Genomic DNA, 17,720 nt, shown 5'->3' with positions numbered 1-17,720 from the left:
TCATGAGAATTGCTATAATGTCTATCTTTCTTCTTGTATTTCTAAGTTGCAAAAAGGAAAAACAGCCAACATCCAGTACTGAGCCTGCAGATTCAGCTCAGGCATTATCTCAAAAAGCAGATACTTTAACGGCTGTTCAGCCTAAGCAGGAAGTTTTTCAATTTGTAACAGAATTATGTGACAACAAAGGATATTTTGACAGCAATAAATACTCAAAAGAAGAAATTAAAGGAACTTATAAACTTTGGTTTGAACTGAGCGGTTCTTTACTTGATTCCCCATTTGTTCACAACCTTAAAGACCTTACAGAAGTAAGAAATAATAAAGATAAAATTCTGGCAAAGCTGGATAAAGATTTTGCAGAAAGAAAAGCTCAGATTCAAAACCTGAAGGTTGTAAATACCCCATACTGGCAGGATATCAAAAAGAAAACTTATGAAGAACTTGTTCAAACTTATGAGAAATTGAAAACCCAGACTCTTGCCTATTCCGACCCTTCAGTTCTGCTCAAAAATGATAAATGTAAAAACTTTTCAAAGGCTTTAAATTCAACTGATGATCAAATGTTTGCAGAATGGAAAAAGCTCAGGGAGGAAATGAGTAAAACAAACGGGAATCCGCAACGTATCATGGATGAATTCAATGAACAACTGAGTTCATCAGACAATAGAGACTATGCTCTTCTTGATCTGATTACTTTTGGCTGGGGAAATTGTGCCAACGATAAAATACAGAGGATTTCTCATGATGAAAAAATAAATAATGAATTCAATGCTTTATTCATCAAGATCGATTCTGAATGTGACGAGCCATAAACATTCACAAAAAATCCTGTATATTAGTAAGGTATAATTTTCTCAATGGGAATATTCTCGTTCAAAAAAAAGACACCCCCGAAACCTCCGGTTATCGGACTTACACTTTCAGGCGGAGGAATGCGTGGAATTGCACATATTGCCGTTTTAAAAGCGCTGGAAGAATACAATCTTAAACCTCATATTATTTCCGGGACCAGCGCAGGTTCTATCATTGCCGCTTTTTATTCATTTGGAAAAACACCGGACGAAATGATGGAAATTGTAAGGCAAACTTCTTTTTTTTCACGGTCTGCCCTGAAGTTATCAAAAAATGGAATTTTCAGCTCTAATTTCATCTTAAAACTATTCAAGGATTATTTCCCTGAAGACAATTTTAACATTCTGAAGATCCCTGTTTACATCGCCACCACAGAAATGACTCACGGTATTGTTGACTTCTTTTCTGAAGGTGAACTATTCACTCCTCTTTTGGCTTCATCAAGTGTCCCTTTCATCCTGCCGCCAGTAAGAATGGGTGATAAAATATATGTAGATGGTGGAGTTCTGGATAACCTTCCCATTGAACCTATTATGGATAAATGCGATTTTCTGATTGCTTCCCATGTGAATTCAATAAGCTATGATGAATTAAACAAGATGAGCCTGATGAAAGAGTTTGACCGTATTCTCCATTTGGCCATCGCAAAATCAGTATATTCTAAAGTGAAACACTGTAATATATTTTTAGATCCGCCTAAAATGACAAAGTACAGTCTTTTCAATAAGAAATATATGGATGAAATGTTCCAGCAGGTCTACGAATACACCTGTCAGGAACTGGAAGAAAAAGGGCATAAAAAAAGCTCTCAAATTGAGAGCTTCCTATAAAACTAACGGATACTTTCCATTATTCTTTTATTACTTTGAATGTCTGTTCAGAATCTGATGTTTTTACTTTTACGATATACACTCCTGAATTCAGACCATCTGTATTAATAGTAGAGATGTTTTCTTTAACAGATTTCACTAATCTTCCGTCGGCAGAATAGAATGAAACTTCTGTTATTTTTTTATCTGCAGTAGAAATATTGAGAATATCTTTCATTGGGTTTGGATACACTCCTACTGTAGGTTTAGCTTTACTTTCATTTACTCCAAGGGTTCCTGCAGCAGACACCATAATACTATAATCCTCAGCCTGTCCCCAACCTACAGCACCAGCAGCAGCAGTAAGAGCAGCTCCTGAAGAATAGCATGGACTTAAATAAAAGTTTGCTGCTGAAGCATAATTCTTCTTAATTCTCATTCTTGTTTTCCCTAATGTTGCTGTAGCTGGAACAACAATATTTCCAGTAGCTGTTACTGCATCTAGGCCCGTTGAATTTGTTATTGTTACTGCAGTAGCTGCTGTTCCAAAATAAACCTCACCTGCATCTAGGAAGTTTCCATTCTGATTCCAGTCTATAAATACTGTAAATTTATCTGTAGCATTCCCATCTGTATTCCCTTTTAAAGTAATTGGATAGGTTCCCCCTTGTTCTACAGACGCAATTTTATCTGTAAAATTTTCATGAGGAAGACTCGTTAAAACTTCTGAAGAAGTATTGGTCATATTAGCTAGCTGTACCGATGTAATAGGTTCAATCCCACCACTTGTACCCGTAGCTCCCGGACCAAATAGTAAATTACCTGCACAATAAGGAGCAAATGCATCTCTTGTTGTAAAACTATAAACCTGACAACTTGCAGCTGCCCCCACAACATTTTTAGGAACAACCTTCCAATAATAAGTAGTATTTCCTTGTAAATTACTAAAATCAGCAAATAAATAACTGCTTGAAACTAAAGTTGTAGGATTAGGATTGGTATCCATATATACATCATAACTATCTACCGTCGCTCCAGCTGCAGGAGCAGACCATGTAAGCGTCATTGAATTTGGATTTACGTTGGTAGCTCCATTAGCTGGTGATACCAATGTACTACAACCAGGAGCTGTAGTAGGAGCAACATCATTGTTAATACTGTCAAACAGCAATCTGAATTTATCTGCCGAAACTGCATGAAACCCTACATACACTGTTTGTCCTACATAAGCAGAAAGATCTACGGAAAAGAACGTCCACTTGTTAGGAGCTGGTGCCTCCGGAGTTAATACAGTAGTAAAAGCTGCAGCCGTAGCTGTTGTTGTGGACAGTTTAATTTCATAATTTTCCACATAATTAGGGTCCTGATTCTTTACAAAATAAGTTAATCTGGTATTAACACCTGCAGTCACAGTAATAGCGGGAGTTACCAAATAATCATCATGTGCTGTAGCTGAATAATTAATCTGAGCGGCATTGGGTAATGAATACACACTTCTCGGAGCCCCGGCACTAAAGATAAATCCAGCGGCATCCCCTCCGTTAATGACAGTCCAGCCGGCAGGAGTGGTTGTTCCGGCATCAAAGTTTTGGGTAAATTGCGCATTTGCAGCCAATGGCAATGCAAACAGCATCGCGAGTAATCTTGTTTTCATAATGTCTCGTTTTTTAGTAGGTTTTACATCAAAACTAACAAAAAGCCATCATATAAACAAGCAATTACAAAATAACTTTAGGATTTAATAAAGTCGTCTTTATCTAAAACATCTTTAAAATTTCCAATCGTATTGTTCAGAGAACCATATGATTTTCCTCCGGCAGCATTAATGTGACCGCCACCATTGAAGTATTTTCTTGAGAATTGGTTTACATCCACATCATCTTTACTTCTAAATGAGATTTTGATAAAGTCTTCATAAAGATCTTCCATAAAGAAGGCAGACATTTTCACTCCGGCAATACTTAAACCATAATTTACAAAGCCTTCTGTATCACCTTTCTGGAAGCCAAATTCTTTAAGCTCATTTCTTGTAAGGCTTAAAATAGCTACGGTACCATTATTCACCACTTCTATTCTTCCTAAAACCAAAGCAAGCAAATGAAGGCGTGAAACAGTATTAGTATCCCAGGTATTGGAAGTAATCATCGCCGGATCTGCTCCTTTTTCAATCAGATTCGCAATAATTCTATGGGTAGTAGCACTGGTAGAACGGAAACGGAAACCACCTGTATCAGTCATAATTCCGGTATACATACATTCTGCCATATCCTGATTAACCAGTTTTTCATCTTCCAGCGCTTCAATGAAATGATAAATCATCTGTGAAGTAGCAGGAATTACCGTATCTGAGTAAACAAAGTCAAATTGTTCCGGCTGTTGGTGGTGGTCAATAAGAATTTTCTTTCCCTGAGCCTTTACCAGCCAGTCTCCCAATAAACCGATTCTGGAAGGAGAGTTAAAATCTAGACAGAAAATAACATCTGCAGCAGCAATCATATCAGCAGCCAGCTTTCTTTTGTATTCTGCAATAATCACTTTTTTGGACTCCGGCATCCATTTCAGAAATTTTGGAAAATCGTTGGGAACGATAACCTCTGCATGAATTCCTTTTGCCTTTAAATAATGTTTCAATCCCAGACTGGAACCAATAGCATCACCATCCGGATTATAGTGGGTAAGAATAACTATTTTGTTTTCAGGTGTAAGTAATGTATTGATCTCTAAAAGTTCTGCTGGTGTAAACATCTTGTGTTTATTTTCGTTAAAATTTAAGTTTTCAAAGATAAAGCTTTTATATAAATCATTTAAATATTATTTTTGCACAGATAAATTCAGGTCTCCATAAGGGTTTGTAAATGTCTGATAAAAAAAACACAATAGATAATTTTAAAAAAAGATAATTAAAGTTTGTATCTTATAAAATTTTATATATCTTTGCAACCTGAAAATTAATAGATTAATTACGATTTAAACATATAGTAATGAGTAAAAGAACATTCCAGCCATCAGAAAGAAAAAGAAGAAACAAACACGGTTTCAGAGAAAGAATGTCTACGCCAAATGGAAGAAGAGTTTTGGCTGCGAGAAGAGCTAAAGGCAGAAAGAGTTTAACGATCAGTGCAACACGCGCTAAGAGATAATCTTTTATTATCATATACAAAAAATGCTTGAAAATTTCCTTTTCAGGCATTTTTTGTTGTTAAAATTTATTAAAATTAGACTCAAATAGACTTCTTTTTTCTATTTTTAAAGATTGAAAATTTTTTGTTAGAAATAGCCTTTAAAATTAAATTATGCCACATACAAATATCTCCGGAGACAATATTATAAGTTTACAGCACGCTAAAATTGCTCAAAAAAGCTTCACTGTTCTTTCTGATGTCAATCTTAACATTAAAAAAGGCAGATTCTGCTATCTTATTGGAAAAACAGGCTCCGGAAAAAGTTCCCTTCTGAAAACGCTTTATGGACACATTCCATTAGCATCAGGACACGGATCTGTGGTAGGATTTGACCTGGCTAAATTAAAACCGTCTGATATCCCCAATCTAAGAAGAAAACTAGGAATTGTATTCCAGGATTTCCAGTTGCTTTCCGACAGAACTGTTGAAAAGAATCTTAAATTCGTTTTGGAAGCCACAGGATGGAGTGATAATGTAAAAATAGAAGACAGAATCAATGAAGTATTGGGAAGTGTGAACATGAAGAGCAAAAAGCACAAAATGCCACACGAACTTTCAGGAGGTGAACAACAACGTATCGCCATCGCAAGAGCCCTGCTTAACCACCCGGACCTGATCCTGGCAGATGAGCCAACAGGAAACCTTGACCCTGAAACTTCCAACGAAATTATGACCCTATTGAAGCAGGTTGCCCTTGAAAATGGAGCCGCTGTAGTAATGGCAACACACGATTACCATATGATCCAAAACTTCCCTGGTGAAGCTATCAGATGTGAAGATGGAAAAGTATCAGTATTGGATACAGCAGAATTATTTGAATAAAAAATTAAGAAATACAGAGAATAAGAAATTATAAAATTCTAACCTCTGGCTTCTTTTTTAAAGATATGAAACTCTTTAGTGAGTTCAAGATATTGGTCCGAGTATATTCTCGGACTTTTTTCTATAATAAACTCAGATTCCAGAAGTTTTTTTTCAGTTGGAGAAAATTCTAAGACCAATCTTTTTGTTTTGGCATTTTCAATTCCTTTGATATTAACCTTTCTGTTGAGAAACAGATTACAGTCTTCTGCCATTGAGACAAAGACTTCTCCGCCCTCAACCGGAATAATAACAGAAAGAAAACCATCTTCAGACAAAAAACCAGCAGACTGAGCGATAAGCTGCTTAAAATTCAATTCTACTGTCTGGCGGGCAATTTTATCTTTATCGGATCCGGATTCTTCAAAATAAGGAGGGTTTGAAACAATCAGATCATATTTTTCTTCCGTTTCAAAGGTTTTAAAATCCTGATACAGATTCTTTAACCTTGCGCTGAAAGGTGCATTTTCAAAATTAAGTTTTGTCAGGGCTACAGCATCTGCATTAATATCCAATCCTAAAAAATCAGCATGCAAATTTCTTTGTGCCAGCATCAATGAGATCAACCCCGTTCCGGTTCCTACTTCCAAAACACGAAAAGCCGATTCTATATTTGCTAAAGCGCCAAGCAGAACACCGTCTGTTCCTACACGGAAGACGTCTTTGGATTGCTGGATCTCAAATTGTTTAAACTTAAAAGATTTCACTATAAATTGGTAGGTAATGTAATGATGAACGTAGACCCCTTCCCTACTTCCGATTTCACGGAGATCTCTCCTTTATAGTCTTCAATCATTTTTCTTACCATAGACAGACCAAGCCCCATTCCACTACTTTTGGAAGTGAAATTAGGTTCAAAAATTCTTTCGTACATATTTTCAGGAATTCCAATTCCGTTATCCTGAATAGAGATAATCACCCTTCGCTGATGCTGCTCCACATCTACATTGATAATCAGCTTTCTTTCATCACTTTCAGCCTGCTTAGCATTGGTCACAAGATTAGTAATGATCCTGGAAAGATAAATCCTATCCATATTAATCATAATATCACTCTTGTTAGCATGCATAAAGATACTGTCATCATTGAATACACGAAGAATATCTTCCACTTCAGTATTCAAATTGATTACTTCGTTATTTTTTTCAGGAAGCTTGGCAAATTCTGAGAATGCAGAAGCTACGGTAGCAATCAGATCGATCTGATCTACCATTGTTTTACTCATCAGCTTTACCCTCTCTCTGATGTTTGGATCTTCCGGATCAAATTTTCTTTCAAAATTCTGAATGGTAAGCTTCATCGGAGTAAGTGGGTTTTTCACTTCATGGGCCACCTGTTTTGCCATTTCTCGCCATGCTTCTTCAGATGCTTTAAACCTTAACCTTTCTTTTTGGTCCTGAATCTGGAGAATCATCCTGTTATATGCTCTTGCCAAGGCATTCAACTCATCATTTTTATAATATCTGATAGGACGCATTTCATTTTCAAACAATGTAATACGGGTAATCATATCAGAGAATTTTGTAATCGTTTTTGCCAGGCTGTTAGAGGTCACCCAACTTATCCAGATACTGAACAGGATAAGGAATATATCGACTAAAAGAATGTATTTGACATACTGATGCAATACATCAAGGTAGGCTGATTCATTATGATATAAAGGAATATAAACAATACCGATAGGCTCCAGTTCATTGTTCTTCAGTAAAAGATAGGAAGAAGTAAGCTTAGCATCTTTGGCTGCATCATATCTGGTCATATCAACTCTTGCATCCGTAGACAGAATCTTGTTGATAATTTCTATAGAAAGTCTTTTCTGATCAATCAGGCTTTCATCTTTATTGGAAAGTACATAGTTCCCCTGCAGATCATAAATGACAATATCATGCTGATTAATATCTGCGATCTCAAAGATCTTATTCCCCAGAACCTTCGGCAGATCTTTTGTCTCTACCAACGTACGGCTTACAGCATAATCCAGATATCTCATTACCGCATTGGTTTTTTCCTGCATATCGATATTACTCTGCTGCAGGGAATTATTTCTCAATACAAAATAAGGAACCAGTGATGTTGCCACAACACTTAAAAAGCATACCAGTAAGAAACCGAAAAACACACGATTCCTTAAGCTATATCCTTTATATTTATTTAATGACATCCTACTTTTTAATTAACCTAGCAATATACTTACCAATGATATCAAATTCCAGGTTTACTTTATCACCAATTTTCAGGTGTTTCATATTGGTAAACTCCCAGGTGTAGGGAATAATGGCTACAGAAAACTGTGTATCTTCACTTTTCGCAACAGTTAAACTAATTCCATTTACTGTAATAGAACCCTGAGGTACGGTTACAAAATTTCCGTCTGCATCATATTTCATGGTAATGAAATAACTCCCGTCTTTATTTTCGATCCCTACCACTTCTCCTGTTTTATCTACGTGACCCTGAACAATATGACCATCCAGTCTTCCATCCATTTTCATACAACGTTCCAGATTCACTACAGTTCCTAAATCCCATTTTCCAAGATTTGTTTTCTCCAGTGTTTCGTTGATTGCTGTAACTACATATTGGTTTTCCTTAATCTCAACCACCGTCAGACAACAACCGTTGTGAGCAAGGCTCTGATCAATTTTAAGCTCGTTTGTAAAAGGGCATGTCAGGGTGAAATCTATGTTGCTTCCTTTCTCTTCAATCTTTTCAATAACACCAACTGCTTCAATAATTCCTGTGAACATATTATTTTTTGCTAAATTTGTAAATTATAATCTTCAAAGATAATCAAAATGAGCCCAAAAAACCATAAAGTACGAGTAGGAATTTCAATCGGTGATTTCAATGGCATCGGTCCGGAGATCATCATGAAGTCTCTGACAGACAAAACCATTACGGATTTTTTCACTCCTGTGATTTTTGGTTCGGGAAAATTATTTACTTATCAGAAAAATATTTTCAAGCTGAATCTTAATTTCAATTATATCAATGAAGCTTCCCAGGCCCAGCCCGGCAAGCTGAATATGCTGAATCTTACCAAAGAAAATGTAAATGTAGAACTGGGAGTTCCTACAGAAGAATCCACCAAAATGGCAATTGATTCTTTAGAAGCAGCCACTGAAGCTTTAATGAATGGAGATATCGACGTTCTTGTAACAGCTCCTATCAACAAGGATGAAATGGTAAAAATGGGCTTTAAACATACCGGACATACTGGATATTTTGAAGAAAAGTTCAGTAAAAAAGGATTAATGTTTCTGGTAACTGAAGATCTTAAAGTAGCTGTTTCCACCCATCATATTCCTATTGCTCAGATAGCTGAGAATATTTCCAAAGAAAAAATCAAAAAACAGATTAAGGTCCTGAACCAGACTCTTATTGAAGATTTCTGTATTCAGAAACCTAAAATTGCGATATTGGGATTAAATCCTCATGCTGGTGATGGCGGTGTTATCGGAAGTGAAGAAATTGAGATCATAAGCCCGGCTATTCAGGAACTTTCAGATAACGGAATTCTCGCATTTGGTCCTTTCCCCGCAGACAGCTTCTTCCAGCCTAACAAATACAGGAACTTTGATGCAGTTTTAGCAATGTACCACGATCAGGGATTAGCTCCGTTCAAAACACTTGCTTATGAAGAAGGGGTAAATTATACCGCAGGACTTCCTTTTATCAGAACCTCTCCGGATCATGGGGTAGCATATGATATTGCGGGAAAAAATATTGCTGATGAGCAGAGTTTTATGGAAGCAATTTTCACTGCTATTAAGATTTTTAAGAACAGAAGTGAATATGGTGAATTGATGAGCAGCCGCCTTCAGCCGAGAAAAATAGCTGTTGATAACGGAATAGACGAAGATCTTCCTGAGGAAACTGAAGCATAAATTGTTAAAACAAATTTTAAATTAATTTGTTTTAGATTTTGTTTGTTATTATAAAAAAAAATGCATATTTTTGCACACTCATTTTATGGACAAGTTAAGAAACTACGATGTAAGCTTTTCCGGACTTAAAAACGGAAAACACGAGTTCAAGTTTGAGATAGATAAAACGTTCTTTCAATTATTTGACACTGAGCAGGAATTTACAAATCCCAGAATAGAAGTAAATGTATTTTTAGATAAGCATACTACATTTCTGGAGTTTGAGATTAAAATACAAGGTTTAGTTGAACTGGTTTGTGATATCACAAATGAAAATTTTGACTACCCTATTGAGAATGAAATCAAAATTCTGGTGAATTTTGGGGAAGAATATGATGACAGCAATGAAGATGTTATCACTATTCCTACCACAGAGCACGCTTTTAATGTTGCTCATCTGATCTACGAAAACGTAATGCTTTCTATTCCAATGAAAAAAATATCACCGAATGTAAGTGATGAAGATATAAAAATTCTTGACCAGTTCAGTCCGAAAGAAATTGAAGAAGCTGAAGAGGAAGAACATGAGAGTGATCCCAGATGGGACGCTTTAAGAAAATTAAGAGACAATAATTAAATAGAATAATTTAAATATGATGAGATGATGAATCTCATCGCTCATCAATTAAAAAAGTTATTAGAAAATGGCACATCCAAAGAGAAGACAATCGTCCACAAGAAGAGATAAGAGAAGAACTCACTACAAAGCTGTAGTTCCTCAATTAGCTAAAGATGCAACAACAGGAGAGCTTCACCTATACCACAGAGCTCACTGGCATGAAGGAAAACTTTACTACAGAGGTAAAGTAGTATTGGAAAAAGAAGTAGCTACTACTGAAGAAAACTAAGAGTCGCTTTTCATTGAAAAAGCCTCATTTTAATACAAAAACCGCCCAATTTTGATAAAATTTGGCGGTTTTTTGTTGTTTTTTACGTTTTTTTGGTATCTTTGGATCAAAATCAAATATCAAATTTATGGACATTAAAGACATACAGAATCTTATTAAGTTTGTATCTAAGGCTGAAGTTTCAGAAGTGAAGTACAAAACTAAAGATTTCGAAATCACTATTAAAACTCCATTAGCTGGAAGTGACGCTGTTTATGCACAGCCTGCAGTATACCACACTGCTCCACAAGCGGTAGCTGCTCAAGCTCCTGTTGCAACTTCTGCTCCTGCTCCTGCTGCTGAAAAAGCTGAGACTGCATCTGATGACAGTAAATATATAACGATCAAGTCTCCAATGATCGGTACTTTCTACAGAAAACCATCTCCGGATAAAGATGTATTTGCAAATGTAGGTGATGATGTTTCTGTTGGTAAAGTAGTTTGCGTAATTGAAGCAATGAAGTTATTCAACCAGATTGAATCTGAAGTTAGCGGAAAAATTGTTAAAATCTTAGTTGATGATGCAACTCCGGTAGAATATGACCAACCATTATTCTTAGTAGATCCATCTTAAGGAATTTTAGATTAAAGATTATAAATTTTAGATGAAACTGTTTCATTTAAAATAATTTAAAATTCAAAATTTATAATTTAAAATTTCGGAGAGATGTTCAAAAAAATATTAATTGCCAATCGTGGCGAAATTGCAATGCGTATTTTACGTACTTGTAAAGAAATGGGGATCAAAACCGTTGCAGTATACTCTACTGCTGATAAAGACAGTCTTCACGTAAGATTTGCTGATGAAGCGGTTTGTATTGGTCCTGCAATGAGCAAAGACTCATATCTTAAAATCCCTAACATTATTGCCGCTGCGGAAATTACGAACGCAGACGCCATTCACCCAGGTTACGGATTCTTATCTGAAAATGCTAACTTCTCAAGAATTTGTGAGAAAAACGGAATCAAGTTCATTGGAGCATCTCCTGAGCAGATTGAAAAAATGGGAGACAAAGCTAACGCTAAGGCTACCATGAAAGCTGCAGGTGTACCATGTGTACCAGGTTCTGACGGACTTATTGAATCTTATGAGCACGCTATAAAGGTTGCTGAAGAAACAGGATACCCTGTAATGATTAAAGCAACTGCCGGTGGTGGTGGTAAAGGAATGAGAGCAGTATGGAAAGCTGAAGACCTTAAAGATCACTGGGAATCTGCAATTCAGGAAGCTGTAGCTGCTTTTGGAAACGGAGGTATGTATATGGAGAAACTGATCGAGGAGCCTAGACACATCGAAATTCAGGTTGCAGGTGATCAATTCGGTAAAGCTTGCCACCTTTCTGAAAGAGACTGTTCTGTACAGAGAAGAAACCAAAAATTAACGGAAGAAACACCTTCTCCGTTTATGACTGATGAACTTCGTGAGAAAATGGGTGATGCTGCTGTAAAAGCTGCTGAATTCATTGGATACGAAGGAGTGGGAACTATCGAATTCCTTGTAGACAAACACAGAAATTTCTATTTCATGGAGATGAATACAAGAATCCAGGTAGAGCACCCTATTACTGAGCAGGTAATTGATTATGACCTGATCAGAGAACAGATTCTTCTTGCTGCAGGAACTCCTATTTCAGGAATCAACTATTACCCGAAATTACATTCAATCGAATGTAGAATCAACGCTGAAGATCCTTATGCAGACTTCAGACCGTCTCCAGGAAAAATCACAGGATTAAACATCCCTGGCGGACACGGAATCAGAGTAGATACTCACGTATATTCCGGATACAGCATCCCTTCTAACTACGACTCTATGATTGCTAAGCTTATCACTACGGCTCAAACCCGTGAAGAAGCTATTGCAAAAATGAGACGTGCTCTTGAGGAATTCTATATTGAAGGAGTAAAAACAACGATTCCTTTCCACAGACAGCTGATGGATAATGAAGATTATCTTGCAGGAAACTACACTACGAAATTCATGGAGGATTTTGTAATGGACAGAAAATATGATAATCACTAAGATTATTTATAATACAACTTTTAATAGTCCGTCATACTTATAGTGTGACGGATTATTTTTTCTTGGTATATTTGGTTAAACCATGATTTATATGAAAAAAATCGCTTTATTTTTTTTATTGACCTTTTATGCCCTTGCTTATTCTCAATTCAAACAAATTCTAACTATTCATAGAGACAGTATCTTAAGCCCCGACACTCCTCTAAAAACCAATCCTTTTGAAGGAAAATTTTTACTGGTGGGCCAATTTCTACCGATAAAAAGAAACTCTGACATTAAACTTGCAAAAGTTCTTACAGCGACAGGATGGGGATTGATTGATGAAAAAGGTAAATTTATTCTCCCTACCCAATATTACAGCATATCAGATTTTAAGAATGGCCTGGCAGACATTATTCTTTATATTCCGCCAAAGCCCGGACAGTCTCAAGGATCTAAATGCCATGCTGTAATCAATGCTCAGGGAAAGATGATCACTCCAAAATGCTTTCCAACCAATGATTACTTTATCTCGGATAAAAAAGATGGATTTTCAAGGCTTCGGGTTAAAAACACCTCTCAACTCGCTGATGGATTTATCAAAGTCCGCATCGATAATTTAACAAGCGTTTATAATGAAAAAGGAGAACAGATTATCCCTGCCGAATATTCAGAAATAACCTTTTCCGGGAAATATTTTCAAGCTCTAAAAGAAGCCCCTCAACGGCATACTGTAATCTATGATCAGACAGGTAAAAAAGTAAAAACAGTAGAAAGCACCACTATTTATATTACCGGTGATCTGGCAATTATTCAAGATTACAGAAAAACTTATGTGGAGAACCTGATTACAGGAAAAAGGTATTTTGAAAATCAGTTTGATAGCTTAGGTCCATTGAACGATGAAGATGAAGAATATGATAAGGAAATTATGTTGGTTGGAACCAACTATGTTGATCATATTTATCCAAAAATAAAATCCACAATCTACATCAACAAAGGTCTTGAAATCATTCAGAATAAAATTTATTCAGAATCTAATCTTAGATATTCCGAGGGCCAGATAATTGCAGAAAATCCCGAAAATCATGGTCTTGCAATTTTAAATTCTAAGGGAGAAATTTTACACGAATATACTCGCGAAGAATCTATCAATTATATGTCTTTAGATAGTCCGGGATATCAAAACAAAGAAAACTTAGAAAAAAACATTCTTAAATATCACCCTTTATGGTCAAAACAAACCATAACACAACGGGTAATGTATTTGGAAGATATTTTTATACTACGAATCAACGATAGTAATGATCAAAATAACTCAGAAAGTATATTTATTCAGAAAAAAAACGGCAAGACCATGTATCGTATTAAAGGCCCAACCTATTATTTTGCCACATTTTCTAAAAACAAATTTCTTATCGGCGCCAATAGAAATGAAAAGACAGGCGCCTACACCCATATAATTACTGATACCAAAGGAAATATTTTAAAAACAGCAAAAAAAGGGCAGACATATTATACCTTTATGAAAAAACCTTTTACTGAAGAGAATAGCAATAAATACCCCTTAGATAAAGACTACAATCCTATTTATAAAGAAAAACTCTTGACCAGCGAACAAATAAGAAATACTCTCAATTATATTATAATTTCACCTGAGAAAACAGAAATCTATAATACTAATGGGAAAATAGTACAAACAGTCAATGGTTCTACGAAGAATCAATATAATGATTACATTAATGGATCTATAGGCGAGGATTATTTAATTATTGGCACAGAAAAAAGCTACACACTTCTTAATAAAGATACATGGAAGCCTGCGATGCAATTAAAATTCAAATCAACGCTTCAAGGTTATTCAGAAGGAGGAATGTTTGTACATGATGATTATGATGGAGAAACAACTTCTAAAACATATATTGATCCTTATATGAATGTTATCAAAATCATTTATTAAACTGTTGAAATATATTTACAAAAAAATCCAAATTTAATTATTTGTACCTCTACAGTATGCTTAAAAATATTATTAAATTCGCCCTCTTAACTGCCTTCTCCTGGTTTGTTATTCATTCCCTATATATCACTTATGATGGCCTTACAAACCCTAATCAGAAAGCCGATATTGCTGTGGTCTTCGGAAATAAGGTAAATGAAGATGGAAGCCTTTCTTCAAGATTGAAAGCAAGATTAGACAAAAGTATTGAGCTCTATCAGAAAAAACAAATCAAAGAAATCCTGGTTAGTGGAGGCCTTGGAAAAGAAGGCTATTGGGAAGGTACGGAGATGAAAAAATATCTGATAAGAAATAAAATCCCTGCCAATAAGATACTTGTGGATAACTTTGGGGATAACACAGAGAAGACTGTTATCAATACTATAAAAATTGCTGATAGCTTAAAGTATAGCCGTATTATTTCTGTATCACAATTTTATCATCAGACCAGAATCAAAAAATTATTCAGGGAACACTATTTAAAAAATATTGAAAGTTCAAGTCCGCTCTATTTTGAAATAAGAGACTTCTATTCAGTTTTCAGAGAGTTTTTCGCTTACTATTTATAAAAATAATAAGAATATATCTGAACCTGGCCTGGAAATCAAAAAAACCTGATGGATTTGATCTCTGTTTAAAATAATTTCCTGACTCCCAACTCATTTCCAGATTAATAAAAATTAATCTGAAAAAAACTGTTCTCGTAAAGATATAATACCTACTACGGACGATCAGCAAAGAAAATATTCTCTGATACAGCTTTATTCCGCCTCAAAATTTACTTCAGTTCTGATCTTTTACTGCATAGGGTATTTGTTTATTGATCTCATTAATATTATGTAAATTTGTAAAAAACCAACAATATGTCAACAGCAGAACAAACAAAAAACTCACAGTATTTTATTGACCTTGAAGACAAACATGGAGCGCACAATTATCACCCTCTACCAGTAGTTCTGGATCGTGGAGAAGGTGTTTTCGTGTGGGATGTAGAGGGCAAAAGGTATTATGATTTTCTTTCAGCATATTCTGCTGTAAACCAAGGGCACTCGCACCCGAAAATCGTAGGAGCTTTGGTAGAGCAGGCCCAGAAATTAGCTTTAACTTCAAGAGCATTCTACAACTCTAAATTAGGAGAGTACGAACAAAAAATCACAACTCTTTTTGGGTTTGATAAAGTATTACCTATGAACTCTGGAGCTGAAGCAGTAGAGACAGCTGTAAAATTAGCCAGAAAATGGAGCTATGAAGTAAAAGGAATTTCAGAAAATGCAGCAAAGATCGTAGTTTGTGAAAATAACTTCCACGGAAGAACAACCACTATCGTTTCTTTCTCTAATGATCCGGATGCCAACCAAAACTATGGTCCTTTTACCCCAGGATTTATCAAGATTCCTTACAATGATATTACAGCATTAGAAGAAGTATTAAGCAGAGAAGCTGGAAATATTGCAGCATTCCTTGTAGAACCTATCCAGGGAGAAGCCGGAGTATATGTTCCGGATGAAAACTTCCTTAAAAATGCTTCTGAGCTGTGTAAAAAACATAATGTACTTTTCATTGCCGATGAAGTACAGACAGGGATTGCAAGAACAGGAAAACTGATCGCCTGTCATCATGAAAATGTACAGCCGGATATCTTAATCCTTGGAAAAGCACTTTCAGGAGGAATGTATCCTGTATCTGCAGTATTAGCTAATGATGAGATTATGAATGTGATTAAGCCAGGACAACATGGTTCTACATTCGGTGGAAATCCAATTGCCTGTGCGGTAGCTGTAGCAGCATTAGATGTAGTAGCTGATGAAAAATTATCTGAAAGAGCAGAAGAGCTTGGACAGCTTTTCAGAGCTGAGATCGATAAACTTATTGAAAAGACAGATCTGATTACCAAAGTAAGAGGAAAAGGACTTTTAAATGCTATCCTGATCAACGATACTCCAGACAGTTCTACAGCATGGAATCTTTGTTTATTATTAAAAGAAAACGGATTGCTTGCTAAACCAACCCACGGGAACATCATCAGATTAGCACCACCATTGGTAATTACTGAAGAGCAATTATTGGATTGTGTAAAAATTATTGAAAAAACTATTCTGGAATATAAAGCTTAGTTCTTATTCAGAACAGATTCATAAAATTTAAGATAATTATTGGACATTGCGGTATAACTATATTGCTCTGTCCAATTTTTTATTTCCTGGCTCATTTCTTTCTCATGACTGCGATAAAGATTCATTTTGTCCTGAAATAACTGAGCCATTAATTTCGGTTCAAAACTTTCAAAATAAAAAGCCGCATCCCCGCCTATTTCCGGAAGGCTTGTATATTTCGAAAGAAAAACAGGTTTACCAAAAGCCATAGCTTCAATAGGAGGTATCCCAAAACCTTCTGCAATAGAAGGGTGGCACATTGCTTCCGAATGCTGAATGACAGCATACTTCTCCTCTTCCGAAAGATTTTTAAGAAAATAAACTCTTTGTTCTAAATGTAACTCTTTGATTCTCTGTTTCACTTCAGCGGCATAAGATGACTTCTCATCTGATGCAATAAGCACAAGATCCTCCTTTATATAAGGTAGCATTTCAACTAAAGTCAGCTGATTTTTTTTATTAAAAAGAACCCCGATATTTAGAATATATTTTTTATTTTTTAAATAACTGTATTTTCCCAATTGATATTCCCTTTGCTCAGGAAGCTGAATTCCATTGTGAATAACAACAATATCTTTAAGTTTAGTAAAAGTAAAAAGCTTTTTATTCTGAATAAAATCCTGCTTGGCATGTTCTGAGATACAGACAATATAATCTGCATTTTTTACATTGCTTCTCACTTTACCAAGCATTTTTTTCTTTTTGAAATCGGTAAGGTTTTCATGCAAAAAATTCAGATCATGAAGGGTAATGATTTTAATTGTGTCTTTGTAATTTCTATGAAAATAAGAAGAAAGCTGATGGCTTACATGAATCAGATCAAACTCACCACTAAAACGCTCAAAAAAACGATGTGTTTTGTTCCAGAGCACACAATTCGGTATAGGCTCAAATTTTTCGAGCTGTTCTTTCTTACCGAAAAAAAATATTTCAAACTTAGAATTCCCCTCTTGTAATCCTTTTGCGAGGTTTCTAAACACATTAGCTATTCCTGAATTGGGGTATCTTAGACGTTCGAGGTCAATTAAGATTTTTTTCTTCATAAA

19 protein-coding genes are annotated in these 17,720 nt (G+C 35.6%); 12 read left to right on the top strand and 7 right to left on the bottom strand.

Annotated elements, in window-relative coordinates; genetic code table 11:
* The first annotated feature begins 2 nt into the window (after positions 1-2).
* Complete coding sequence (locus M2372_RS16235; protein ID WP_123320929.1) at positions 3-815, top strand: hypothetical protein; 813 nt, start codon at positions 3-5, stop codon at positions 813-815.
* A gap of 45 nt (positions 816-860) precedes the next feature.
* Positions 861-1,685, top strand: a complete 825-nt coding sequence (locus M2372_RS16230) for a patatin-like phospholipase family protein (RefSeq protein WP_115970514.1) — start codon at positions 861-863, stop codon at positions 1,683-1,685.
* A 19-nt stretch (positions 1,686-1,704) separates the two neighbouring features.
* Here M2372_RS16230 and M2372_RS16225 read toward each other — a convergent pair whose 3' ends face one another.
* Together M2372_RS16225 and M2372_RS16220 are read right to left on the bottom strand one after the other, a co-directional pair.
* Complete coding sequence (locus tag M2372_RS16225; protein ID WP_123320930.1) at positions 1,705-3,318, bottom strand: T9SS-dependent choice-of-anchor J family protein; 1,614 nt, start codon at positions 3,316-3,318, stop codon at positions 1,705-1,707.
* A gap of 77 nt (positions 3,319-3,395) precedes the next feature.
* On the bottom strand, positions 3,396-4,409 hold the full coding sequence (locus M2372_RS16220; protein ID WP_115970516.1) for a bifunctional oligoribonuclease/PAP phosphatase NrnA: 1,014 nt from the start codon (positions 4,407-4,409) through the stop codon (positions 3,396-3,398).
* 236 nt (positions 4,410-4,645) lie between these two features.
* Here M2372_RS16220 and rpmH point away from each other — a divergent pair, with 236 nt between their 5' ends.
* Both rpmH and M2372_RS16210 read left to right on the top strand, forming a co-directional pair.
* Complete coding sequence (rpmH, locus tag M2372_RS16215; RefSeq protein WP_115970517.1) at positions 4,646-4,804, top strand: 50S ribosomal protein L34; 159 nt, start codon at positions 4,646-4,648, stop codon at positions 4,802-4,804.
* Between the two features lie 153 nt (positions 4,805-4,957).
* The gene (locus tag M2372_RS16210) at positions 4,958-5,668 is read left to right on the top strand and encodes a cell division ATP-binding protein FtsE (protein ID WP_123320931.1); all 711 of its coding nucleotides are present in this window, start codon (positions 4,958-4,960) and stop codon (positions 5,666-5,668) included.
* 38 nt (positions 5,669-5,706) lie between these two features.
* Here the strand turns inward: M2372_RS16210 and M2372_RS16205 are convergent, their stop codons facing one another.
* Genes M2372_RS16205 through M2372_RS16195 form a run of 3 tightly spaced genes read right to left on the bottom strand, consistent with a single transcriptional unit; the run spans position 5,707 to position 8,454 of the window.
* Positions 5,707-6,414: a tRNA1(Val) (adenine(37)-N6)-methyltransferase gene (locus M2372_RS16205; protein ID WP_123320932.1), complete on the bottom strand. Its 708-nt coding sequence runs from the start codon at positions 6,412-6,414 to the stop codon at positions 5,707-5,709.
* On the bottom strand, positions 6,414-7,868 hold the full coding sequence (locus tag M2372_RS16200; RefSeq protein WP_123320933.1) for a HAMP domain-containing sensor histidine kinase: 1,455 nt from the start codon (positions 7,866-7,868) through the stop codon (positions 6,414-6,416). Before M2372_RS16200 ends, M2372_RS16205 begins: the two co-directional genes overlap by 1 nt.
* 1 nt (position 7,869) lies before the next feature.
* Positions 7,870-8,454 carry a riboflavin synthase gene (locus M2372_RS16195; protein ID WP_123320934.1) on the bottom strand — a complete coding sequence of 195 codons (585 nt, stop codon included), beginning with the start codon at positions 8,452-8,454 and terminating at the stop codon, positions 7,870-7,872.
* A gap of 48 nt (positions 8,455-8,502) precedes the next feature.
* On the opposite strand from M2372_RS16195, the gene pdxA reads away from it, so the two are divergent.
* The 5 genes from pdxA to accC all read left to right on the top strand — a co-directional run bounded on the left by pdxA (position 8,503) and on the right by accC (position 12,543).
* Positions 8,503-9,594 (top strand): 4-hydroxythreonine-4-phosphate dehydrogenase PdxA, encoded by a 1,092-nt coding sequence (gene pdxA / locus M2372_RS16190; RefSeq protein ID WP_123320935.1) that lies wholly within the window; start codon positions 8,503-8,505, stop codon positions 9,592-9,594.
* 85 nt (positions 9,595-9,679) lie between these two features.
* Positions 9,680-10,210 carry a DUF177 domain-containing protein gene (locus M2372_RS16185; RefSeq protein ID WP_115970523.1) on the top strand — a complete coding sequence of 177 codons (531 nt, stop codon included), beginning with the start codon at positions 9,680-9,682 and terminating at the stop codon, positions 10,208-10,210.
* Between the two features lie 67 nt (positions 10,211-10,277).
* A complete protein-coding gene (rpmF, locus tag M2372_RS16180) occupies positions 10,278-10,481 on the top strand; it encodes a 50S ribosomal protein L32 (RefSeq protein WP_007843326.1) in 204 nt (67 codons plus the stop codon).
* Between the two features lie 127 nt (positions 10,482-10,608).
* Complete coding sequence (gene accB / locus M2372_RS16175) at positions 10,609-11,094, top strand: acetyl-CoA carboxylase biotin carboxyl carrier protein (RefSeq protein ID WP_115970524.1); 486 nt, start codon at positions 10,609-10,611, stop codon at positions 11,092-11,094.
* 93 nt (positions 11,095-11,187) lie between these two features.
* Positions 11,188-12,543, top strand: a complete 1,356-nt coding sequence (accC, locus tag M2372_RS16170; RefSeq protein WP_123320936.1) for an acetyl-CoA carboxylase biotin carboxylase subunit — start codon at positions 11,188-11,190, stop codon at positions 12,541-12,543.
* Positions 12,544-12,563: 20 nt separating this feature from the next.
* Here the strand turns inward: accC and M2372_RS25650 are convergent, their stop codons facing one another.
* On the bottom strand, positions 12,564-12,653 hold the full coding sequence (locus M2372_RS25650; RefSeq protein WP_409013143.1) for a hypothetical protein: 90 nt from the start codon (positions 12,651-12,653) through the stop codon (positions 12,564-12,566).
* Here M2372_RS25650 and M2372_RS16165 point away from each other — a divergent pair.
* From M2372_RS16165 to rocD, 3 genes are all read left to right on the top strand, one after another.
* Complete coding sequence (locus tag M2372_RS16165; RefSeq protein ID WP_185018902.1) at positions 12,635-14,482, top strand: WG repeat-containing protein; 1,848 nt, start codon at positions 12,635-12,637, stop codon at positions 14,480-14,482. The two genes, M2372_RS25650 and M2372_RS16165, sit on opposite strands and share 19 nt — an antisense overlap.
* Before the next feature lie 56 nt (positions 14,483-14,538).
* The gene (locus M2372_RS16160; RefSeq protein WP_123320938.1) at positions 14,539-15,090 is read left to right on the top strand and encodes a YdcF family protein; all 552 of its coding nucleotides are present in this window, start codon (positions 14,539-14,541) and stop codon (positions 15,088-15,090) included.
* Positions 15,091-15,384: 294 nt separating this feature from the next.
* Complete coding sequence (gene rocD / locus M2372_RS16155) at positions 15,385-16,635, top strand: ornithine--oxo-acid transaminase (protein ID WP_115970528.1); 1,251 nt, start codon at positions 15,385-15,387, stop codon at positions 16,633-16,635.
* Here rocD and M2372_RS16150 read toward each other — a convergent pair.
* Positions 16,632-17,717, bottom strand: a complete 1,086-nt coding sequence (locus tag M2372_RS16150) for a glycosyltransferase family 1 protein (protein ID WP_123320939.1) — start codon at positions 17,715-17,717, stop codon at positions 16,632-16,634. The two genes, rocD and M2372_RS16150, sit on opposite strands and share 4 nt — an antisense overlap.
* Positions 17,718-17,720 lie beyond the last annotated feature (3 nt).

This window comes from Chryseobacterium sp. BIGb0232, from assembly GCF_024810195.1.
GTDB lineage: Bacteria > Bacteroidota > Bacteroidia > Flavobacteriales > Weeksellaceae > Chryseobacterium > Chryseobacterium pennae.
This window is presented reverse-complemented; position numbering and strand designations above follow the sequence as displayed.